General features: G+C 70.0%; 13 protein-coding genes. 7 read left to right on the forward strand and 6 right to left on the reverse strand.

Annotated features, from left to right (window positions below; all coding sequences use genetic code 11):
- Positions 1-138: 138 nt before the first annotated feature.
- From FB561_RS38965 to FB561_RS11035, 3 genes are all read right to left on the reverse strand, one after another.
- Positions 139-891: a ricin-type beta-trefoil lectin domain protein gene (locus tag FB561_RS38965; RefSeq protein ID WP_170284629.1), complete on the reverse strand. Its 753-nt coding sequence runs from the start codon at positions 889-891 to the stop codon at positions 139-141.
- A gap of 481 nt (positions 892-1,372) precedes the next feature.
- Positions 1,373-1,954 (reverse strand): stage II sporulation protein M, encoded by a 582-nt coding sequence (locus FB561_RS11030; protein WP_145805707.1) that lies wholly within the window; start codon positions 1,952-1,954, stop codon positions 1,373-1,375.
- A gap of 39 nt (positions 1,955-1,993) precedes the next feature.
- Positions 1,994-4,303 carry a DEAD/DEAH box helicase gene (locus tag FB561_RS11035; protein WP_238334764.1) on the reverse strand — a complete coding sequence of 770 codons (2,310 nt, stop codon included), beginning with the start codon at positions 4,301-4,303 and terminating at the stop codon, positions 1,994-1,996.
- A 324-nt stretch (positions 4,304-4,627) separates the two neighbouring features.
- Here FB561_RS11035 and FB561_RS11040 point away from each other — a divergent pair, with 324 nt between their 5' ends.
- The 6 genes from FB561_RS11040 (at position 4,628) to FB561_RS11065 (ending at position 11,599) form a co-directional block, all read left to right on the forward strand.
- The gene (locus tag FB561_RS11040) at positions 4,628-4,996 is read left to right on the forward strand and encodes an STAS domain-containing protein (protein ID WP_272952540.1); all 369 of its coding nucleotides are present in this window, start codon (positions 4,628-4,630) and stop codon (positions 4,994-4,996) included.
- Between the two features lie 216 nt (positions 4,997-5,212).
- Entirely contained in the window at positions 5,213-7,516 is a 2,304-nt protein-coding gene (locus FB561_RS11045) for a sodium-translocating pyrophosphatase (RefSeq protein WP_145805712.1), read from the forward strand.
- 510 nt (positions 7,517-8,026) lie between these two features.
- Positions 8,027-9,028 carry an ABC transporter ATP-binding protein gene (locus FB561_RS11050; RefSeq protein ID WP_145805714.1) on the forward strand — a complete coding sequence of 334 codons (1,002 nt, stop codon included), beginning with the start codon at positions 8,027-8,029 and terminating at the stop codon, positions 9,026-9,028.
- 1 nt (position 9,029) lies between these two features.
- Positions 9,030-9,794, forward strand: coding sequence for a hypothetical protein (locus tag FB561_RS11055; RefSeq protein ID WP_145805716.1), 765 nt, complete (start codon positions 9,030-9,032; stop codon positions 9,792-9,794).
- Positions 9,795-9,989: 195 nt separating this feature from the next.
- Entirely contained in the window at positions 9,990-10,778 is a 789-nt protein-coding gene (locus FB561_RS11060) for a DUF2785 domain-containing protein (RefSeq protein ID WP_145805718.1), read from the forward strand.
- A 23-nt stretch (positions 10,779-10,801) separates the two neighbouring features.
- Complete coding sequence (locus FB561_RS11065) at positions 10,802-11,599, forward strand: class I SAM-dependent methyltransferase (RefSeq protein ID WP_145805720.1); 798 nt, start codon at positions 10,802-10,804, stop codon at positions 11,597-11,599.
- A gap of 36 nt (positions 11,600-11,635) precedes the next feature.
- Here FB561_RS11065 and FB561_RS11070 read toward each other — a convergent pair whose 3' ends face one another.
- Entirely contained in the window at positions 11,636-13,003 is a 1,368-nt protein-coding gene (locus tag FB561_RS11070; protein WP_145805722.1) for a hypothetical protein, read from the reverse strand.
- A gap of 131 nt (positions 13,004-13,134) precedes the next feature.
- Here FB561_RS11070 and FB561_RS11075 point away from each other — a divergent pair, with 131 nt between their 5' ends.
- Positions 13,135-14,583, forward strand: coding sequence for a DUF7059 domain-containing protein (locus FB561_RS11075; protein ID WP_145805724.1), 1,449 nt, complete (start codon positions 13,135-13,137; stop codon positions 14,581-14,583).
- A gap of 10 nt (positions 14,584-14,593) precedes the next feature.
- On the opposite strand, the gene FB561_RS11080 is transcribed toward FB561_RS11075, so the two are convergent.
- A complete protein-coding gene (locus FB561_RS11080) occupies positions 14,594-16,159 on the reverse strand; it encodes a GGDEF domain-containing protein (protein WP_145805726.1) in 1,566 nt (521 codons plus the stop codon).
- A 22-nt stretch (positions 16,160-16,181) separates the two neighbouring features.
- Positions 16,182-17,741, reverse strand: a complete 1,560-nt coding sequence (locus FB561_RS11085) for a GGDEF domain-containing protein (protein WP_145805728.1) — start codon at positions 17,739-17,741, stop codon at positions 16,182-16,184.
- Between the last annotated feature and the right edge of the window lie 286 nt (positions 17,742-18,027).

Here is an 18,027-nt window from a genome sequence, read left to right on the forward strand (position 1 = left end):
CGCTCCCGCTGACGCGCAAGCAGCGGGCACCGGACCAGCCGCCGCTCCCAGCGGTTTCCCATCCGGCGAACCGAAAGGAAACGGGCGCCCCGACCTCGTCGGGGCGCCCGTCCTCTGTGGGGCTGAGGTTCCTCCTGATCAGCGCTGGGCCAGCTGCATCATCTGCTTCGGCAACACCGACATCTGACCCGGGACCGGGGTCTCGCCCCGGACCAGTTCCAGCAGGCTGGAGGCGGCCTTCGCGATCGGCAGCGGCAGGGCCAGGCCCAGGGATGCCAGCAGCGCGTTCACGAGTGCCAGGACCGCACCCAGGATGTCCAGGCCGGGCAGCGGGAGCGCCTTCCAGCCCTGGTTCGGTGTGCCGGCAGCGCCGAAGCTGCCCGTCGGTTGGGCCTGCTTGTCCTTGCCCTGGCCGAGCAGCGAGCTGAGTGCCAGTCCACTCGCCGCGTTGACGAAGGAGCCACCGCTCTCGTCGTAGTTCCACTTCTGGCCGTCGCCGTCACGGCACGGCAGCACCAGTACCGGTGCGTCCTTCGGTGGGGTGACGAGGTCGGCACCCGTGTCCAGGCAGGCACCCGTCTTCGCAAGGGCGCCACCGACGCTCTTGCTCATCGCGACCTGCAGCTGGCCCTTCTCGGTGTAGATCCACTCCTGGGTCTTGCCCTCCTTCCCCGGAGCGCAGGCCATCATCACCGCCATCGGGATCTTCTCCGCGGCGACGAAGGTGAGGCAGTAGCGGGTGTCGGCGCTGCTCGCGATCTGCTTCACCGCGCCCACCTCGACCACGCCCGACGGCGGGGCCGGATCCGGTGCCGGAGCCGCGGCCCGGGCCGGAAGGGCCGTCGCCAGGGCGACGCTGACGGCGAGTACCGCCACACCGGTGCGACGCATCAATCTACGGATGATCAAGACAACCTCCAGAGGTCGTGCCATCTCGCGGCGTCAGGTCGTCGGGACCCCGTGACGCGGAGCGGTACCGGCGGCCGGTTCCGTGCCGTCGCCCTTTGCGCGGAGGGCGAGGTGCGGGTCGATCCCCCGTGAGGAGGCCGGGGTGGTCCGGTGGCCGATGGTGACTCAGCGCGACGTTGACGCCACAACAAGTAAGGCACAGCCGGGTCCGCCGTGGTTACGGTCGATCGGCGGCACTTGATGCCAATGGCAACTAATTGCCACCGCGAGGTTGTTGCGCAAGGCATCGAAATCGGGTCGCGCGATGCTCGCGGGCTGACCGTGCTCTGCCCGTGCGGGAGCCGAGACATTGCAACCGTGCCGAGATGTGGTCGACTGCCTGGAAAAGGTGAAGGTTGTTCGGAACGGACGAGCAGCGGGCACGGAAGTCCGTGCCCGCTGCTCGTTCAGGGTCGCGCTGGTGTCAGTGCGGCTGGCGAGATTCGGTGCTGTCGGCAACGGTGTGCCGGCCGCCGGCCAGGTGGTCGCCGCCCGGGCGGTCCGCGGTCGGCGGATCCACCTGGTCGGGCTGGGCGGCGTGCCGGCCCGGGGTGCCGCGGCCCGCCTCGGTTTCGGCCGCGGGCGCGCTGCTGGGGCTGTCGGGGTCGATCGGGCCGGTGCCGAGCTCGCCCGCCGACTCGCGTCCGGCGACGGCCTGGCGTCCGTCGTCCGGCGTGGTGTCGGTGGCGGGTGCGGTGTCCGGGTCGGTCGCCGCGTCGGTGGCCGGCGCTTCGGTGTCGTCGGGGGTGCGGGTGGCGGCGGCCTGCTGGCGGAGCTCCTTCATCTCCTTGTGCCGGCGGTACCCGCGGCCGAGGCCCTTCTTCGTCAGCCAGAGGCCGAGGGTCAGCGCGATCCCGGCGGCCGCGCCGAGGAAGAACAGGGTCGGCACGACCAGCCCGAAGTCGACCCCGAACACGGACATCGTGGTCGAGTCGCCGGACGAGACCGCGACGCCCAGACCGAACAGCACGGCGAGAATGATCAGAACGATTCCGAGAACGACCATGGTTGCTGCCTCTCTTCCAGCAGCGCGGTGCTGGAGCGTTCAGGCCTCACTGCTGAGTAATGCGGTGAGCAGCGCCACGGCGCCGCTCTTGTCGAGTGGATTGTTCCCGTTCCCACATTTCGGCGACTGTACGCACGACGGGCACCCCTCCATGCACTCACAGTGTGCAATCGCCTCACGGGTCGCGGTCAACCACTCGCGTGCCGCCGCGTACCCGTGTTCGGCGAATCCGGCCCCGCCCGGGTGCCCGTCGTAGACGAAGACGGTCAGCCGGCCGGTGTCCGCGTGCCGTTCGGTGGAGACGCCGCCGATGTCCCAGCGGTCGCAGGTGGCGAACAACGGGAGCAGGCCGATCGACGCGTGCTCGGCGGCGTGCGCGGCCCCCGGTACGTCGGACAGGCCGAGCTCGGCGACCGCGGAGTCCGGCATGGTCCACCAGACCGCCTTGGTCCGCAGGGTGCGTTCCGGCAGGTCCAGCGGCTGCTCGTCCAGGACGTCGCCCGTCACCAGCTGCTTGCGCTGGAACGAGATCACCTGGCTCGTCACCTGGACCCAGCCGCGGGACAACTCGGCCGATCCCCACGCGGTGGTGTCCTCGGTGGCCAGGATGCTGATCTCGGTGACGTCGCGGGCGAACGTCGTGTAGTCCGGCGAGGCCTGTTCGACGATCGCCGCGTGCCCTTCGAGGTCGAGGTTGCGGACCAGGTACGACTCACCCGCGTGGACGTACACCGCGCCGGTGTGCACGGTCGCGTGCGCTGCCCCGCCGTCCACGGTGCCCAGGAGACGTCCTGTCCGGTCCTCGACGATCTGCACGGTCTTGCCGCCGGCCGACCTGATGTCGATCGCGTCGACGGCACGGTCCCGCCTGGTCCAGAACCAGCCGTGCGGCCGTTCGCGCAGCAGCCCTTGCCGGACGAGCTGCGCGATCACCGACTCGGTCGTCACGCCGAAGACCTCGTAGTCGGCTGCGGTGAGCGGCACCTCCTGCGCGGCGGCGCACAGCTGCGGCCCGAGGACGTACGGATTCTCCGGGTTGAACACGGTCGCCTCGACGGGCCGCCCGAAGATCGCCTGTGGGTGCCGCACGAGGAACGTGTCCAGCGGGTCGTCCCGTGCGACCAGGAGCGCGAGGGCGTCGCCACCCGAACGACCGGCGCGACCGGCTTGCTGCCACAGCGATGCGCGGGTCCCGGGCCAGCCGGCGAGGAGTACGGCATCCAGTCCGGCGATGTCGATCCCCAGCTCCAGCGCGTTCGTGGCCGCGACACCGGTGAGCTCACCGCTCTGCAGCATCGCCTCGAGCCGCCGCCGTTCCTCCGGGAGGTACCCGGCCCGGTACGCCGAGACCTGGTCGGCGAGGGCGGGATCCACCTCGGCCAGGTTGTCCCGGGCCGTCATCGCCACCGTCTCGGCCCCACGACGCGACCGGACGAAGGCGACGGTACGGACCCCGGTCACCACCAGATCGGTCAACAGGTCGGCCACCTCGGCCGTGGCGGCCCGGCGTACCGGTGCGCCGTTCTCGCCGGTCAGAGAAGAGAGCGGTGGCTCCCACAGGCCGAAGGAGATGCCACCACGAGGCGAACCGTCCTCGGTCACCTCGACCATCGGCAACCCGGTCAGCCGCTCTCCCGAGATCGCGGGATCGGCCACCGTGGCCGAGGCGCACATGAACACCGGATGGGCACCGTAGTGCGCGCACACCCGGCGAAGGCGCCGCAGAACGCCGGCGACATGGGCGCCGAACACCCCGCGGTAGTGGTGGCACTCGTCGACCACGACGTACTGCAGGCAGCCCAGGAACCGGGCCCAGCGCTGGTGGTTCGGCAGGACGGACCGGTGCAGCATGTCCGGATTGCTCAGTACGTACGTGCCGTGGTCGCGGGCCCAGTCGCGTTCGGTCCGCTCCGAGTCGCCGTCCAGCGTGGTCGCGCGCAACCCGGGCACGGAGTACTGCGAGACCGCGCGGAGCTGGTCGTGCGCCAACGCCTTGGTGGGGGACAAGTACAGAACGGAGGCGGTCCGGCGATGGGGTGAGGCGGCCTGGGCAATACTCAGCGTGGCGAAAGCGGGGAGCAGATAACCCAGCGATTTGCCCGACGCGGTGCCGGTGGCGACGACGACATGGTGGCCGCTGTACGCCGCTTCGGCCGTGGCGACCTGATGGCTCCACGGGGTGACGACACCGGCGTCCGCGAGCTGCCCGAGGACCTCGGGGGGAACCCATCGCGGCCATGCTCCGGTCCTGCCCGCGCGCGACGGTACGGACTCGACGTGGGTCAGCCGCTCGGCTCGCCCTGGTCCGGCAGCGAGCCCCTTGAGCACCGTCGCTGCCTCACTACTCATGGCAAGGACAGTAGTCGTCGCCTAGGACAAGCGCGGCATCAGTCACCGTGGCCGATTTCGGCCGACCTCGCCGAAATGCGAACAGGGCCGGGCGGGACCGGTCCGCGGGGCTTGCGGAGATTCTGGTCCGGACCGGAGTGTGGAGGCCTTGAATTCAAGCGATTGTGGGCCGGGGAGGTGCCGATCCGGGATCCGAGCGTGCACGCCCTGATGCAGAATGCGAACGCGGATGCCGATGCACACATCATTTCGCCCAGGTAGGTCGACGCGGCCCGAGCCGGGATGAAAGAGTTTTCGCACACGGTCCTACTTCACGGTCCGTACATGGTTGAATGCAGCAGTTCACGCCGATCGGAGGCCGAAGTGGATCTGTCGCTGACGACACGTCCGGAGGGCGGACGTACCGTCGTCGAAGTGGGCGGGGAGATCGACGTCTACACCGCCCCCAAGCTCCGCGAGACCCTGGTGTCGCTGGTCGACGCGGGTCAGTACGACCTGGTGGTCGACCTGGAGCGCGTGGAGTTCCTGGACTCCACCGGGCTCGGCGTCCTGGTCGGCGGTCTCAAACGGGTCCGGACCCACGACGGTTCGCTGGCCCTGGTCTGTACCCAGGAGCGGCTGCTCAAGATCTTCCGGATCACCGGCCTCACCAAGGTCTTCGACATCCATCCCGACGTCGCCTCGGCGATCTGACCCAGAGTGAAAAGGTGTCCCGGTGATCACGCTCGGTGAGCGGCTTGCCTGACATCGGAGGTATGCGTTAGACCACCCTGTCGTCAGGTCTGGTCGGATACCCGTTAGAGTGACCCACCGCGCCAGGCCACTGGCGCTGTGTCGTATTTCCCCAACCCTTCGGTTGCGGCAGACGGGGGCCGTCAAGCCCTGAGGGGTTGCCTACAAGGAGGACGGATGTCCGCGCTGCTTGCTGCACAAGCGGTGGATCTTTCGTCGAGCAACACCACGCTGGTCGTCGTCGTCGGAGTGATCGCGGTGCTCGCGGTCCTCATCGCGATGGTGTTCCGGGGCCAGGTGCTTGCCGCGAACGATGGCACCGAAAACATGAAGACGATCGCCGCCGCGGTCCAGGAAGGCGCCTCCGCGTTCCTGAACCGGCAGTTCCGGACGCTCTCGATCTTCGCTGTGGTCGCGTTCCTGTTGCTGTTCCTGCTGCCTGCGCACAGTGACGGCGACAACGAGACCGTACTGAAGATCTTCCGGTCGGTCTTCTTCCTGGTCGGTGCGGGATTCTCCGCCCTGATCGGCTACCTGGGCATGTGGCTCGCGACCCGCGCCAACGTCCGGGTCGCCGCCGCCGCGCGCGACGAGGGCCGGGAGCCGGCCATGCGCGTCGCGTTCCGCACCGGTGGCACCGTGGGAATGGCGACCGTGGGCCTCGGCCTGCTGGGTGCCGCCCTGGTGGTGCTGCTGTTCAAGGGTGATGCCCCGACCGTGCTCGAGGGCTTCGGTTTCGGTGCCGCCATGCTCGCGATGTTCATGCGGGTCGGCGGCGGTATCTTTACCAAGGCTGCCGACGTCGGTGCCGACCTGGTCGGCAAGGTGGAGCAGAACATCCCCGAGGACGACCCCCGCAACGCGGCGACCATCGCCGACAACGTGGGCGACAACGTCGGTGACTGCGCCGGAATGGCGGCCGACCTGTTCGAGTCGTACGCCGTGATGCTGGTCGCCTCGCTGATCCTCGGCAAGGCGGCGTTCGGCGAGCAGGGCCTGATCTTCCCGCTGATCGTGCCGGCCATCGGCGCCCTCACCGCGGTGATCGGTGTCTACCTGACCCGGCCGCGGGCCGGTGAGAACGGTCTGCGCACCATCAACCGTGCGTTCTACCTGTCCGCACTGATCTCAGCGGTGCTGTGTACCGTCGCGGCCTTCGTCTACCTGCCGAGCAGCTTCGGCGACCTGACCGGCGCGACCGAGACGATCGCGGCCTTCGACGGCGACCCGCGGGTCATCGCCACCGTCTCGGTGATCATCGGCATCGTGCTCGCCGCGGTCATCCTGGCGCTGACCGGCTACTTCACCGGGACCGAGGACAAGCCGGTCCAGGACGTCGGCAAGACCTCGCTGACCGGTGCCGCGACCGTGATCCTGTCCGGTATCTCGGTCGGCTTCGAGTCCGCCGTCTACACCGCCCTGGTGATCGCCGCCGCCGTGTACGGCGCGTTCCTGGTCGGCGGTACCGGTGTGGTCGCGCTGTTCGCGATCGCGCTGGCCGGTTGCGGTCTGCTCACCACCGTCGGCGTCATCGTCGCGATGGACACCTTCGGCCCGGTCTCCGACAACGCGCAGGGCATCGCCGAGATGTCCGGCGACGTGGACGGCGAAGCGGCCCAGATCCTCACCGAGCTGGACGCCGTCGGCAACACCACCAAGGCCATCACCAAGGGCATCGCGATCGCGACCGCCGTGCTCGCGGCGACCGCGTTGTTCGGTTCGTACACGGACGCGATCCGCGCTTCGCTGGCGGAGAACTACTCCAAGTTCGAGGCGGACTCGCTGGTGTTCAACCCGGGCACCCTGGTCGGCCTGATCGTCGGTGCCGCCGTGGTGTTCATGTTCTCCGGCCTGGCCATCAACGCCGTCGGCCGCGCCGCCGGTGCGGTCGTCTACGAGGTACGCCGCCAGTTCCGGGACATCCCGGGCATCATGGAGGGCACCGGCAAGCCGGAGTACGGCAAGGTCGTCGACATCTGCACCCGTGACTCGCTGCGGGAGCTGGCGACCCCGGGTCTGCTCGCGATCACCGCGCCGATCGCCGTCGGCTTCGGCCTCGGCGCCTCGGCGCTGGCCGGCTACCTGGCCGGTGCGATCGCGACCGGCACCCTGATGGCGGTCTTCCTGGCCAACGCCGGTGGCGCGTGGGACAACGCCAAGAAGCTGGTCGAGGACGGCAACCACGGCGGCAAGGGTTCGCCGGCGCACGAGGCCACCGTCATCGGTGACACCGTCGGTGACCCGTTCAAGGACACCGCCGGCCCGGCCATCAACCCGCTGATCAAGGTGATGAACCTGGTCTCCGTGCTGATCGCCCCGGCCGTCGTCGGTCTCTCCTCGATCGGCAACGACAGCAACACCACGCTGCGCATCATCATCGCGGTCGTCGCCGTCGCGGTGCTGGCCGCCGCGGTGGTCGTCTCCAAGCGCCGGGAGTCGGTCATCTCCGACACCCCGGCCGAGGTCAACGCCGCCGCATAACCAGCGCAGAGCAGCACCCAGCACCAAGCTGGCGTACTACCGAAAGGCCCGCCGGGAACCTCCCCGGCGGGCCTTTCGCCTGTCCGGCATGCGCCTGGCCGGTGCGATTGCCGATTCGCTGCCCGGAGCAACCACCACCTGCTGGGCTGCTCGTCCCGGCCGGGGACGGTTGTTGTTTCTCGGTTCGTCAACGGTTGTCTGTTGGTTGGGTTGTGGCGGCGGGGTGCGGTTGCTTCCAAGTGGGAGTGACCTTCAGGTTGGGTGCAACCCTTTGGTCGGGTGGTTGTCGACTTTCGTCGGATGCGGCCGGGTGCCTTGGTGGGGAATGCTCGGGGGAGGCTCAGGGAGGTAACCGATGGCACCCGGCGAAGGACGGACGGCAGACTCCATCCTGAGGTGGACACACCGGATCCGCCCGGGGTCCGATGTGATGACCCGGCTCGGCCTTGATACTGAAGTGGACTGCCCGCCCCCTGACATCCGGCGCGCTACCGAACGAGGAGTACGGCGATGATCGAGGCACAAGGCCTCACCAAGCGATACGGCGCAACCGTTGCCGTTGACAACCTGTCGTTCCAGGTCAAACCAGGCAAGGTGACCGGCTTCCTCGGCCCGAACGGGGCCGGCAAGTCGACCACGATGCGGATGATGCTGGGACTCGACAACCCGACCTCCGGCGACGTCCGGATCGACGGAAAGCACTACCGCGACCTGCGGCAGCCGCTGACCAAGATCGGCGCGCTGCTGGACGCGAAATGGGTCCACCCGAACCGGTCGGCCCGGGCGCACCTGGCCTGGATGGCCGCCTCCAACAAACTGCCGAGCAGCCGCGTCGACGCCGTGCTCGAGATGGTCGGCCTGTCCACCGTCGCGAACAAGCGGGCCGGCGCGTACTCGCTGGGTATGTCGCAGCGGCTCGGGATCGCGGGCGCCCTGCTCGGCGACCCGGAGGTGCTGCTCTTCGACGAGCCGGTGAACGGTCTCGACCCGGAGGGCATCGTCTGGATCCGGACGTTCATGCAGAAGCTGGCCGAAGAGGGCCGCACCGTGCTGGTCTCCAGCCACCTGCTGTCCGAGATGGCGCTGACCGCCGAGGAACTGATCGTGATCGGCCGCGGCCGGCTGATCGCGCAGAGCTCGACCACCGAGTTCGTCGACCGCGCCAGCGGTACCACGATCAAGGTCCGCAGCCCGCAGCTCGACCAGCTCCAGGGCGTGCTCCACGAGCAGCAGCTCGTCACCCGGCTCGGCCAGGACGAGACCCAGAACAAGGTCCTGTTCGTCGACGGCAACCTGACCACCGACCAGATCGGTGAGGTGGCCGCCGCCCAGGGCATCGTGCTGCACGAGCTCACGCTGCAGCGTGGCTCGCTGGAGCAGGCCTTCATGCAGATGACCGGTGACTCGGTCCAGTACCACGCGCACGACGAGATCGCAGCGGTGACCGACGTGAACGCCGGGGCGATCGACCCCGGTGCCGTCCCCGGCACCGAGCCGAAGGGGAGCAACTGACATGTCGGTCATCGCAGTCGAGCGGATCAAGCTCTTCTCCACCCGCTCGCCGTGGTGGTGCATGGTCATCTCCGCGGTCCTGACCATCGGTCTCGCGGCGCTCTCGACGGCCTTCCTGGGCACCGCCGACGAGCCGCAGGCGACGATCTTCATGACCCAGGGCGGGGCGCAGCTCAGCCAGATGGTGATGATGGTGATGGCCGCGCTGGCCGTCACCACGGAGTACCGGTTCGGCACCATCCGGACCAGCTTCCAGGCAGTGCCGCAGCGGGCCGCGCTGCTGCTCGGCAAGACCGCGGTGGTCGCGGTGCTGGCCGGCCTGGTGGGCCTGATCGCCTCCTTCGGCGCGTGGTTCATCGGCAGCCTCTTCGTCAGCGGTGCGGACCTGTCGATCAACACGGGCGCCGAGTGGCGACTGCTGGCCGGCCAGGGCATCGTCTTCGCACTCTCCGCCGTGATCGCGGTCGCGGTCGGCATCATGATCCGGCAGAGCGCCGGTGCGATCGCGATCCTGATCCTCTGGCCGCTGCTGGTGGAGAGCCTGTTCACGCTGATCCCGAAGGTCGGCGACGACATGGCCAAGTGGTCGCCGTTCGCGAACGCCAGCTCGTTCCTGAACCAGGGGCAGGACATGGGCCTGGCCGGTGGCTTCGCCGGCAGTGGCGACTTCGCCCTCGGTCCGTGGTGGGCCCTGCTGTACTTCGCCGCCTGGGCAGCGGCGCTGATGGCCCTGGCGCTGGCGACCGCGAGCAAGCGCGACGCCTGACAGACCACCGCCGGATGGTGCAGCGATCCGGCGGTCCCAGGCCCGGCCGGGCTGAGGGGTCCTGGCCGCATCGGCCCGTGGAGCGTCTCCAGAGACGCCCCACGGGCCGTTCCCTGTTCCGGGGCGTTCGGGGTGGGCCCGATGTGGGTGAGAAGGGGCTGGCGGGTCGGTGGCGGAACCCGTTAAATTTCGCGCATGACCGACTGGGCGCGGGTGCGTACCGAAGGCTTCGCCGTTCCGGACGGCCGCCCGCTGTCCGACCTGGTGGCGGAGCTGTCGTCGATGCTGAGGTCGCCGGATCCGGTGGTCCGGGACCAGCAGGCGTACTCGACGCTCGCCACCTGGATCGGCAACGGCGTGCTCGGTGCCGGTCAGCTGCGCGAGCTCGGCGACGAGATGGTGGCCCGGTTCGGCGATCCCGAGGTGCAGGCGCGGACCTTCGCGCCGTTGATCCTCGACGCGATCGTCTCGGCGGGCACGTTCGAGCCGGCCTGGGTCCCGCCGTTCGAGCGCTGGTACGTGGACGAGGAGGATCTCCGCGGCCACGATCCGAAGCTCGGCTGGCTGCACGCGGTCGCGCACGGGGCGGACCTGCTCGGCACCCTCGGACTCGCGTCCGCGGTCGAGCCGATGGAGATGCTGCGCCTCGGTATCGGCCGCCTGCTCACGCCCACCGAGTACGTCCTGCGCGAGCTCGAGGACGACCGTCTCGGCTTCGCGCTGGCCGCCACGTTGACCCGCGCCGACCTCGCCGAGGCGGACGCGACCGGGTGGCTCGATCCCGCGGCGCGTGCCGTGGCTCAGCGGACGCCGGAGGGATTCCCGCCCGAGGTCACGAACACCTTGCGCACCCTGCGCGTCGTCTACGTCCTGGTCGACCACGGGGTCCGGGTCGACCAGAAGACCGTCCAGGTCCCGCACCGCAGGGCCGTCAAGGCGAAGCTCGTCGAGGTCCTGCGGGTCGCGACGCCCCACTTCCTCTGAATCCGGGGATCTCCACCACCACGATGACCACAGCTGACATCCGCGCCAACTATTCACAGGTCGCCACCGCCTACGACGGGAAATGGGCCGACGTCCTCGCCGTCCATGCGCGCGCCGTCGCCGACCGGCTGGATCTCCGCGACGCCCGCCGGGTCGCCGAGCTCGGCTGCGGTCCGGGCCGGTTGCTCGATCACCTGGCCGGGCTCGCTCCGCAGGCGCAGGTGATCGGCTCGGACCTGACCGAGGAGATGCTCCGGCGAGCACCGGCCCGCTACGACAGGGTGCTCGGTGACCTGCAGGCGTTGCCGTTCGCCTCGGCGACCCTGGACGCCGCGGTGATGCCGTTCGTGTTGTTCCATGTCCCCGATCTCCCGTTGGCGCTCGCCGAGATCCGGCGAATCCTGACTCCCGGTGGTTCCTTCGCGGCGGTGACCTGGTCGGGCCACGACCCGCATTCCGCGTACGACGTGTGGGTGCGGGTGATCGACGAGCACGGGGCTCCGGACGATCCGTCGCCGCAGATGCCGTCGAACGACGTCACCTCCGATCCGGCGAAGCTCCGCACTGCTCTGGAAGCGGCCGGATTCGGTCAGGTCGAGATCACCGTGGAACGCTTTCGGCACGCGCCGACCGCTGCCGAGTTCCTCGCTCACTCCCAGGTGGTCGGTGCCATGGCCCGCCGGATCAACCTGTTGCCGGCGGATCGTCGAACGGCCTGCCTGGCGGCTGCTGAGCGGGCACTGGCCGAGCTGGATCCTGAGGCCTTCGTGGAGTCAGGAACCGTGCTCTACGCGACAGCTCGTGCGGGCGATGCCGGCTAGACAACACCTCCGTCCTCGCTGCTCCACCGCAGCCGGTCACTGGAAGGTCGCGGTGGCGGTGAGCGTCGGGTAGACGGCGGTGCCGCTCCTTGGTGAGGGTTCGCTGAAGGTCTTGCTGGCGAAGGTCATGCGGGGCGTCACCATGAGGACCACCGACTTCGCGGTCTCGGGGACGAGCAACGTGGCAGTGCCCGACTCCGGCGTTGCGTCGGAGGGCGCGACCGCGACGCCGTCCACGGTGGCCGTGACGAAGGGCTTGGTCCAGGCGTTCGTGTAGAGGATCCAGGTGAACTCCAGCTCGGACTCGAGCGACACCCGGACCCAGGCCTTGCCGGCCGGTGCCCAGCCGCGCTGCGGATCCCACGGAGTCAGGGCGGCCTTCTTCAACGTCAGGTCGAGCTTGCTCTCGAAATCCCTGCCCTGGTTGACAGAACCGTTCGTCAAGGTCTTCGCCAAGGTCGCGGTCGTCGTGGTCCGGTAGTACGCGGCGGCCGCGGTCGTGGTGCGCTTGCCGCTGACCAACGACAGCGACTGGGTCAGGGCGCCGTTGGTGGCCGTCAGCAGGACGTCCGACGCGTTCTCCGGGACCGAGGCGATGATCATCTGTCCCGATGTCGTGGCGGTGAGCGCTTTGGTCAGGACGGTGACTGGTCGCTGCTCGCTGCCGACGGTCAAGGTCCACTTCGTCCGGGCCGGTGCGGTGGTCGCGGCTTGGACCGCGGGCTCGCCGGTGAGACCGTCCAGGGTCGGCGTGGTGCCGAACACGGCCGCCACGAACTTCTCCCCGTCCGCCGGGCGGCGGATCTCGGTCCCGCTGCCGATCGTCGCCGGGGTCGCGATCCCTTGCAGGGTGAGCGTTCCGTCCGGGACGACGAGCTTGCCGTCGGCCGGCCTGAGCTCGAGGGTGGCCGGCTTGTCGGTAATGTCGGTGAAGCCCGCCGTCTCCGCTGGGGGAGGTGGTGCTGCCAGGGTGTCGGCGTTGTCAGGCGCCTTCTTGTCGTCCGGGCGCCACAACGCGCTGCTCTCCGGGTGGACCTGTGATCGCTGCCAAGGCTCGTTCGTAGGGATCTCCAGGCCGGGCTTGTCGCTGCCGGTCGCCTGGACCCGCACGATGTCCCAGACACGACCCTCGGCGGTCCCGAGGCGGCGGAGCGGGCCGCAGGCCATGGTACCGAGCGACTTGTTGCTATCGGCACCGGTCACGAGGTAGCAGCGCGCGTCCGTGCTCAGGTTCTTGTGCGGCTCCGCGTCGACGCGGCGGTGCCAGTCGCCCTCGGCCGTGGCGAGGAAGGCCTCGGTGGTCTTCTTCTCGACCGTGCCGGCGCCCGTCTCCAAGCCGTCGGCACCACAACCGGCCACCAGCAGCAGGCCGGCGGCGACGGTCAGTCCCGTCCATGTCCTCATCGCGAATCCCCTTCATCTGCAAGGCTTTGATGTCAGGAATCGTGCCAGGATCGGACCCTCCGCAACGGGGTGAATCCGAACCTGTGGATAACTTCGCGGGAGTTGACAGCGGACCTGGGAGGATGGTGGACATGGCGGAACAGGCAGAGCTGACGACCCCCGTGGTGGACCGGCTGCGGGGCGCTTTCGACGCGGCCGGGTACACGGTCGAAGGGGTCGCCGAGCGGTTGGGGACCCAGGCCGGCAGCGCGCTCGCGCGCAACGAGACCACGCTCGCGCAGCGGCGGACCGAGGGCGGCGACGCGCTCGACACGTTGATCCGGCTGTTCCTGCTGCAGCGTCCGGTGCCGGTGGCCTCGGCGTCGAAGGCGGTCCCGGTGGACGATCTCCTTGCCTTGGGCATCGTTCAGGCGGTGGGCGACGAGGTGCGTGCCGCGGTGGACGTGCGGCCTTACGCCGAGGACGACCGCGACTGGTGGGTGGTCGCGGATCTGACGCCGGGGCTCGACGGACGGCGTGAGCCGATGCGACCCGACTACGTGCTGGGCATCGCGCCCGCGAGCCTGAGCCTGGTCAAGCTCACGGTGCCGGTGAAGGTGGAGAGTGCACTCGATCTCGGCACCGGCTGCGGGATCCAGGCGCTGCACCTGGCCGACCGGGCGAATCGCCTGGTCGCCACTGACGTGAACGACCGGGCTCTCCAGCTCACCCGGTGGACCGCCGCGCTGAACAGGGTCGACCTCGACGTGCGAAGCGGGAGCCTGTACGAGCCGGTCGACGGGGAGCAGTTCGACCTGATCGTGAGCAACCCGCCGTACGTGATCGCGCCGCCGAGCGACGGGAAGCTGACGTACCGGGAGACCGGGTTCGCCGGTGATTCCGTGGTCGAGCAGCTGGTGCGGCGTGCCCCCGACCACCTGACCGAGGGTGGGTGGTGTCAGCTGCTCGCCAACTGGACCTGCGTACGCGGCCAGGACTGGCGGGAGCGGATCGCTTCGTGGACGGGGGATCGTTCGAGCTGGGCGGTGCAACGCGAGCAGCTCGATCCGGCCGAGTACGTCGAGCTGTGGTTGCGCGACGCGGGGCTGCACGGGCGGCCCGAGTACACCCGGCGGTACGACGAATGGGTGCGCTGGCTGGACGATCAGCAGGTCGAGGCGATCGGCATGGGCTGGATCAACGTGCACAACGTGGCCGGGAGCACGGATGCGGAGGAGTGGCCGTACGAGATCGAGCAGCCGATCGGGCCACACGTACTACGCCGGTTCGAGCGGCGGGAGGGGATGCCGGCGGACCTGGACGGGGTGCACCTGACCGTGGCCGAGGACGTGGTGCAGGAGACCGCGGGACCACCAGGCGCCGAGGATCCGGCGACGATCGTGCTGCGGCGGCAACGCGGGGTGCGGCGGGCCGAGCAGGCCGACACGGTGCTCGCCGGCTTCGTCGGTGCGTGCGACGGGGACCTGAGCGTCGGGCAGATCCTGGACGCGCTGGCGGTCCTGCTCGAGCGCGACGATCTGCGCGCCGACTACCTCCCGGAGATCCGGCGACTCGTCGAGGAGGGCTTCCTGGACTACTGAGCCTGGCCGGTCAGTGCCTGGTTCGGCGGCGGCGTTTGTCCGTGTACATCTTGGCGTCGGCTTCGGTGAGGAGGTCAGGAATGGGAGTTCCATCGGTGCTGCTGGCCTGGCCGATGCTGAGGCGGAGAGTGCGGAACCACGGGTCGGTGGCGGCCGCGGCGATCCGGTCGGCGCCGAGGCGGATGCGGTCGACGAGCTCGCGGGCGCCCCGGTCGTGCGGGTTGTCGAGGACCACGACGAACTCGTCGCCGCCGGCGCGGACCACGATGTCCTCGGCGCGGGACTGTTCGGTGAGCAACTGGGCGACGCGGCGCAGGACCTCGTCGCCGCTGGCGTGGCCGTGGCTGTCGTTGACCACCTTGAGATTGTCCACGTCGATCGCGATCACGGCGACGGAGCGGCCGGAGTCGGCGGCCGCGGTCATCCGTTCGTCGAGGGCCCGCCGGTTGCCGACGCCGGTGAGCGGGTCCTCGCGGGCGGCGCGCCACTCGGCGTCGTGCCGGATCGACAGTTCGTGGGTCGCGAGGGCGCTGCGGACGGCGTACAGGCCGCGAAGGCGTTCGGCCCACCACCCGCGGGTGATGGCTCGCGCGTACTGCAGACCGGCGGTCGCGCCCGGATCGCCGGAGTCCGCGATGACCCGGACCGCGGTGTGCCGGACCAGCGCCTCTACCGGCGGATCGGAGGTCGGCGGCAGGTCGGCGCCGGCCCGGTCCGCGGCTTCGAGGGCGTCGTCCGTTCGGCCGAGGGCGGCGTACGACCGGGCCAGGTACGCGCCGGCGATGGCGGCCAGTTCGCGGTCACCGAGTTTGGTCAGCTGGTCCCGGCAGTCCTTGAGGACCACGGCCGCCTCGGCCGGATCCAGGTCACTGTTGCTCGCCGCGAGCCACATCCGGCCCGCGATCGGCCAGTACCCGATCAGGTCGTCGCGGATGATCACCTCGATCGCGTCCGCCGACCAACGCCGCGCCTCCGCCTTGCGGTGCTGGATCCGCTCGTCGTACGACGTGTCGCCGAGCCGCTCCATCTCCTGGGCCCAGCGCAGATTGGACTCGGCCAGGTTGAGCAGGTCGATCACCGGGGCCTCGGCGAGGCGGAGCGGGTTGACCTCGATCGCGGCCGCCTGTTCGAAGTGCGGGATGCACAGCTCGAACAACCGGAGCAGGTCGTACGCGTATCCCAGCCCGGTGTGCGCCCAGCCGGCCAGGCCGACGTCGTGCGTTCTGGACAAGGCGTTCTCGGCCGCGACCAGGTCGGTCACGGAGTCGCCGCCCTCGCCGGTGCGGATCAGCGTGACGATGCGCAGCGCGAGCGCGTTCGCCTCCCAGCCGGGTTCGTCGATCGCCCGCGCGACCCGGATGCACCCGTCGACCGCATCGAGGGCCTCGTCCGCGTCGGTGCCGTGGTGGGCCGCGACGGCGCGCACGTACTCGGCGGCCGCGCGTTCAGGTGACGGGTCCGGCCCGAGTTCGATCAACAGGCGGCGGATGTCCTCCGCGGCGCCGGCCGGATTGCCCGACTGCGCTCGCGTCATCGCCGCCGCCGTCCGCGCGGTCACCCCCGAGGTCTCGCGCACCGCACCTCCCCTGTCGCCGCGGTCACCGGACCCGGCGCTTGTCCTGATAGAGCCGCGTGTCGGCGACCCGGATCAACTGGTCCACCGGCACCCCTTCCGCGGTGGCCGCGTAGCCGAGGCTCAGACTCAGCCGGGTCAGCCACGGCTTGCGAGTCCCCGCCGCGATCCCGGCCACCGCGGCCCGGATCCGCTCCGCCAGCTGGTACCCACCCTTGGCGTCCGGCTGGTCCAGCACGACGAAGAACTCGTCTCCTCCCGATCGAACCACGGCATCGGTGACTCGTGCCTGCTCGACCAGCAGATTTGCCACTACCTGCAACAGTTCGTCACCGGCCGCGTGCCCGTAGCTGTCGTTGACGACCTTGAGGTCGTCCACGTCGATCGCGAGCACCGTGACCGCGCGCTGCGAATCGCGGGCCGCGGTCAAGCGTTCGTCCAGCGAGCGCCGGTTCCCGATCCCGGTCAGCGGATCCTGCCGCGCGGCGTGCCACTCGGCGTCGTGCCGCGCGGACAGATCTTGCGCGTCCAGGGCGTGCCGCACCGCGTTGAGGGCGCGGCGGCGCTCCTTCCACCAACCGCGGGCGACGGAGCGCGCATACGCCAACCCTGCAACGGCTCCCGGCTCACCGGTGTTCGCGGCGAGCTCGGTGCGCGTCTGCAGGACCAGCATCTGCGTCGAGGGATCGGCCAACGGGATCAGGTCGTCGGTGGCCCGGTCCGCGGCGGCCCGGGCTGCTTCGACGTCGCCGCAGGCCGCGAGCGCCCTGGCCAGGTACGAGCCGGCCAGCGCGAGGCGTTCGGTCTCACCCAGCTTGCTGATCCGATCGCGGCAGTCCTTCAGTTCGGCGACGGCGGCGGCGGGATTCTCGTCGGTCACGGCGGCCGCGAGCCAGAGCTGGGCGCTCAACCGCCAGTACTCCTGGCCCTCCTCGTCGACCACCACCCGCCGGCCCTCCCGGGCCCAGTGCGCGGCCGAGGCGAGGCGGTCGAGGATCGCCTGCTGGTTCGACGGATCGCCGAGGCGCTCGAGCTCGTGGGCCCAGCGCAGGTACGTCTCGGCGAGGTTGAGCCGGTCGATCGCGGGGGACTCGGCCAGGTCGAACACGTCCGCGTCGAGGTGGACCGCGACCTCGTAGCGCGGGATGCAGAGCTCGAACAGGCGGAGCACGTCGTAGGCGTAGCCGAGGCCGGTGTGCGCCCAGGCGATCAGGCCGGGGTCGTCGGTCCGGGTGAGCGCGTTCTCGGCGGCGACGATGTCGTTGACGGCGTCGCCACCGCGGCCGCTGCGGGCGAGGTTGATGATCCGGATGGCGAGGGCGTTGGCCTCCCAGCCGGGTTCGCCGATCGCGCGGGCGACCTGGATACAGGAGTCGGCCGCGGCGAGGGCCTCCTCGGCGTCGCTGGCGTGGTGGGCGGTGACCCCGCGGACGTACTCGGCGGCGGCGAGCTCGTAGCTGGGGACGGGGCCGAGGTCGGCGCGGATCGCCTCGAGGTCGGCGGCCGCGGCGGCGTGGCCACCCGACTGCGCGAGCGTCATCGCCGCGGCGATCCGGGCGGTCAGCGCACCCCCGTCCATGCCCATCGTGAAGCCGGCCTCCTGGTCGTTCCCCCCACCCGCTGTCCGGGTCGTGGACCGCCCATTGTGGTCGCGTGATCCCTCGCTGTCACGAGGTCGCGAAAATCCTGACGATGACCTTGCGGAACGAGACCAGCACACGGCGCGACCACCAGCAGCTCCAGGCATGGCGCAAAGCGTGGAATGAGGCGTGGAATGAGGCGTGGCGTGAGCGTGGCGTGAGGCGGGGTCCCTGAGGCGGCAGAGAACTGGTCCCTTGCCGTGGAGGTGCAGGGTGCGAGGAGTCCCGGCC

The organism is Kribbella amoyensis (assembly GCF_007828865.1).
Classification (GTDB): Bacteria; Actinomycetota; Actinomycetes; order Propionibacteriales; family Kribbellaceae; genus Kribbella; species Kribbella amoyensis.

Bases quoted from the DNA above. Each gene is read 5' to 3' on its own strand.
- FB561_RS38965 (WP_170284629.1), bottom strand. From the start codon at position 891: ATGCGTCGCACCGGTGTGGCGGTACTCGCCGTCAGCGTCGCCCTGGCG.
- FB561_RS11030 (WP_145805707.1), bottom strand. From the start codon at position 1,954: ATGGTCGTTCTCGGAATCGTTCTGATCATTCTCGCCGTGCTGTTCGGT.
- FB561_RS11035 (WP_238334764.1), bottom strand. From the start codon at position 4,303: ATGAGTAGTGAGGCAGCGACGGTGCTCAAGGGGCTCGCTGCCGGACCA.
- FB561_RS11040 (WP_272952540.1), top strand. From the start codon at position 4,628: ATGGTTGAATGCAGCAGTTCACGCCGATCGGAGGCCGAAGTGGATCTG.
- FB561_RS11045 (WP_145805712.1), top strand. From the start codon at position 5,213: ATGTCCGCGCTGCTTGCTGCACAAGCGGTGGATCTTTCGTCGAGCAAC.
- FB561_RS11050 (WP_145805714.1), top strand. From the start codon at position 8,027: ATGATCGAGGCACAAGGCCTCACCAAGCGATACGGCGCAACCGTTGCC.
- FB561_RS11055 (WP_145805716.1), top strand. From the start codon at position 9,030: ATGTCGGTCATCGCAGTCGAGCGGATCAAGCTCTTCTCCACCCGCTCG.
- FB561_RS11060 (WP_145805718.1), top strand. From the start codon at position 9,990: ATGACCGACTGGGCGCGGGTGCGTACCGAAGGCTTCGCCGTTCCGGAC.
- FB561_RS11065 (WP_145805720.1), top strand. From the start codon at position 10,802: ATGACCACAGCTGACATCCGCGCCAACTATTCACAGGTCGCCACCGCC.
- FB561_RS11070 (WP_145805722.1), bottom strand. From the start codon at position 13,003: ATGAGGACATGGACGGGACTGACCGTCGCCGCCGGCCTGCTGCTGGTG.
- FB561_RS11075 (WP_145805724.1), top strand. From the start codon at position 13,135: ATGGCGGAACAGGCAGAGCTGACGACCCCCGTGGTGGACCGGCTGCGG.
- FB561_RS11085 (WP_145805728.1), bottom strand. From the start codon at position 17,741: ATGGGCATGGACGGGGGTGCGCTGACCGCCCGGATCGCCGCGGCGATG.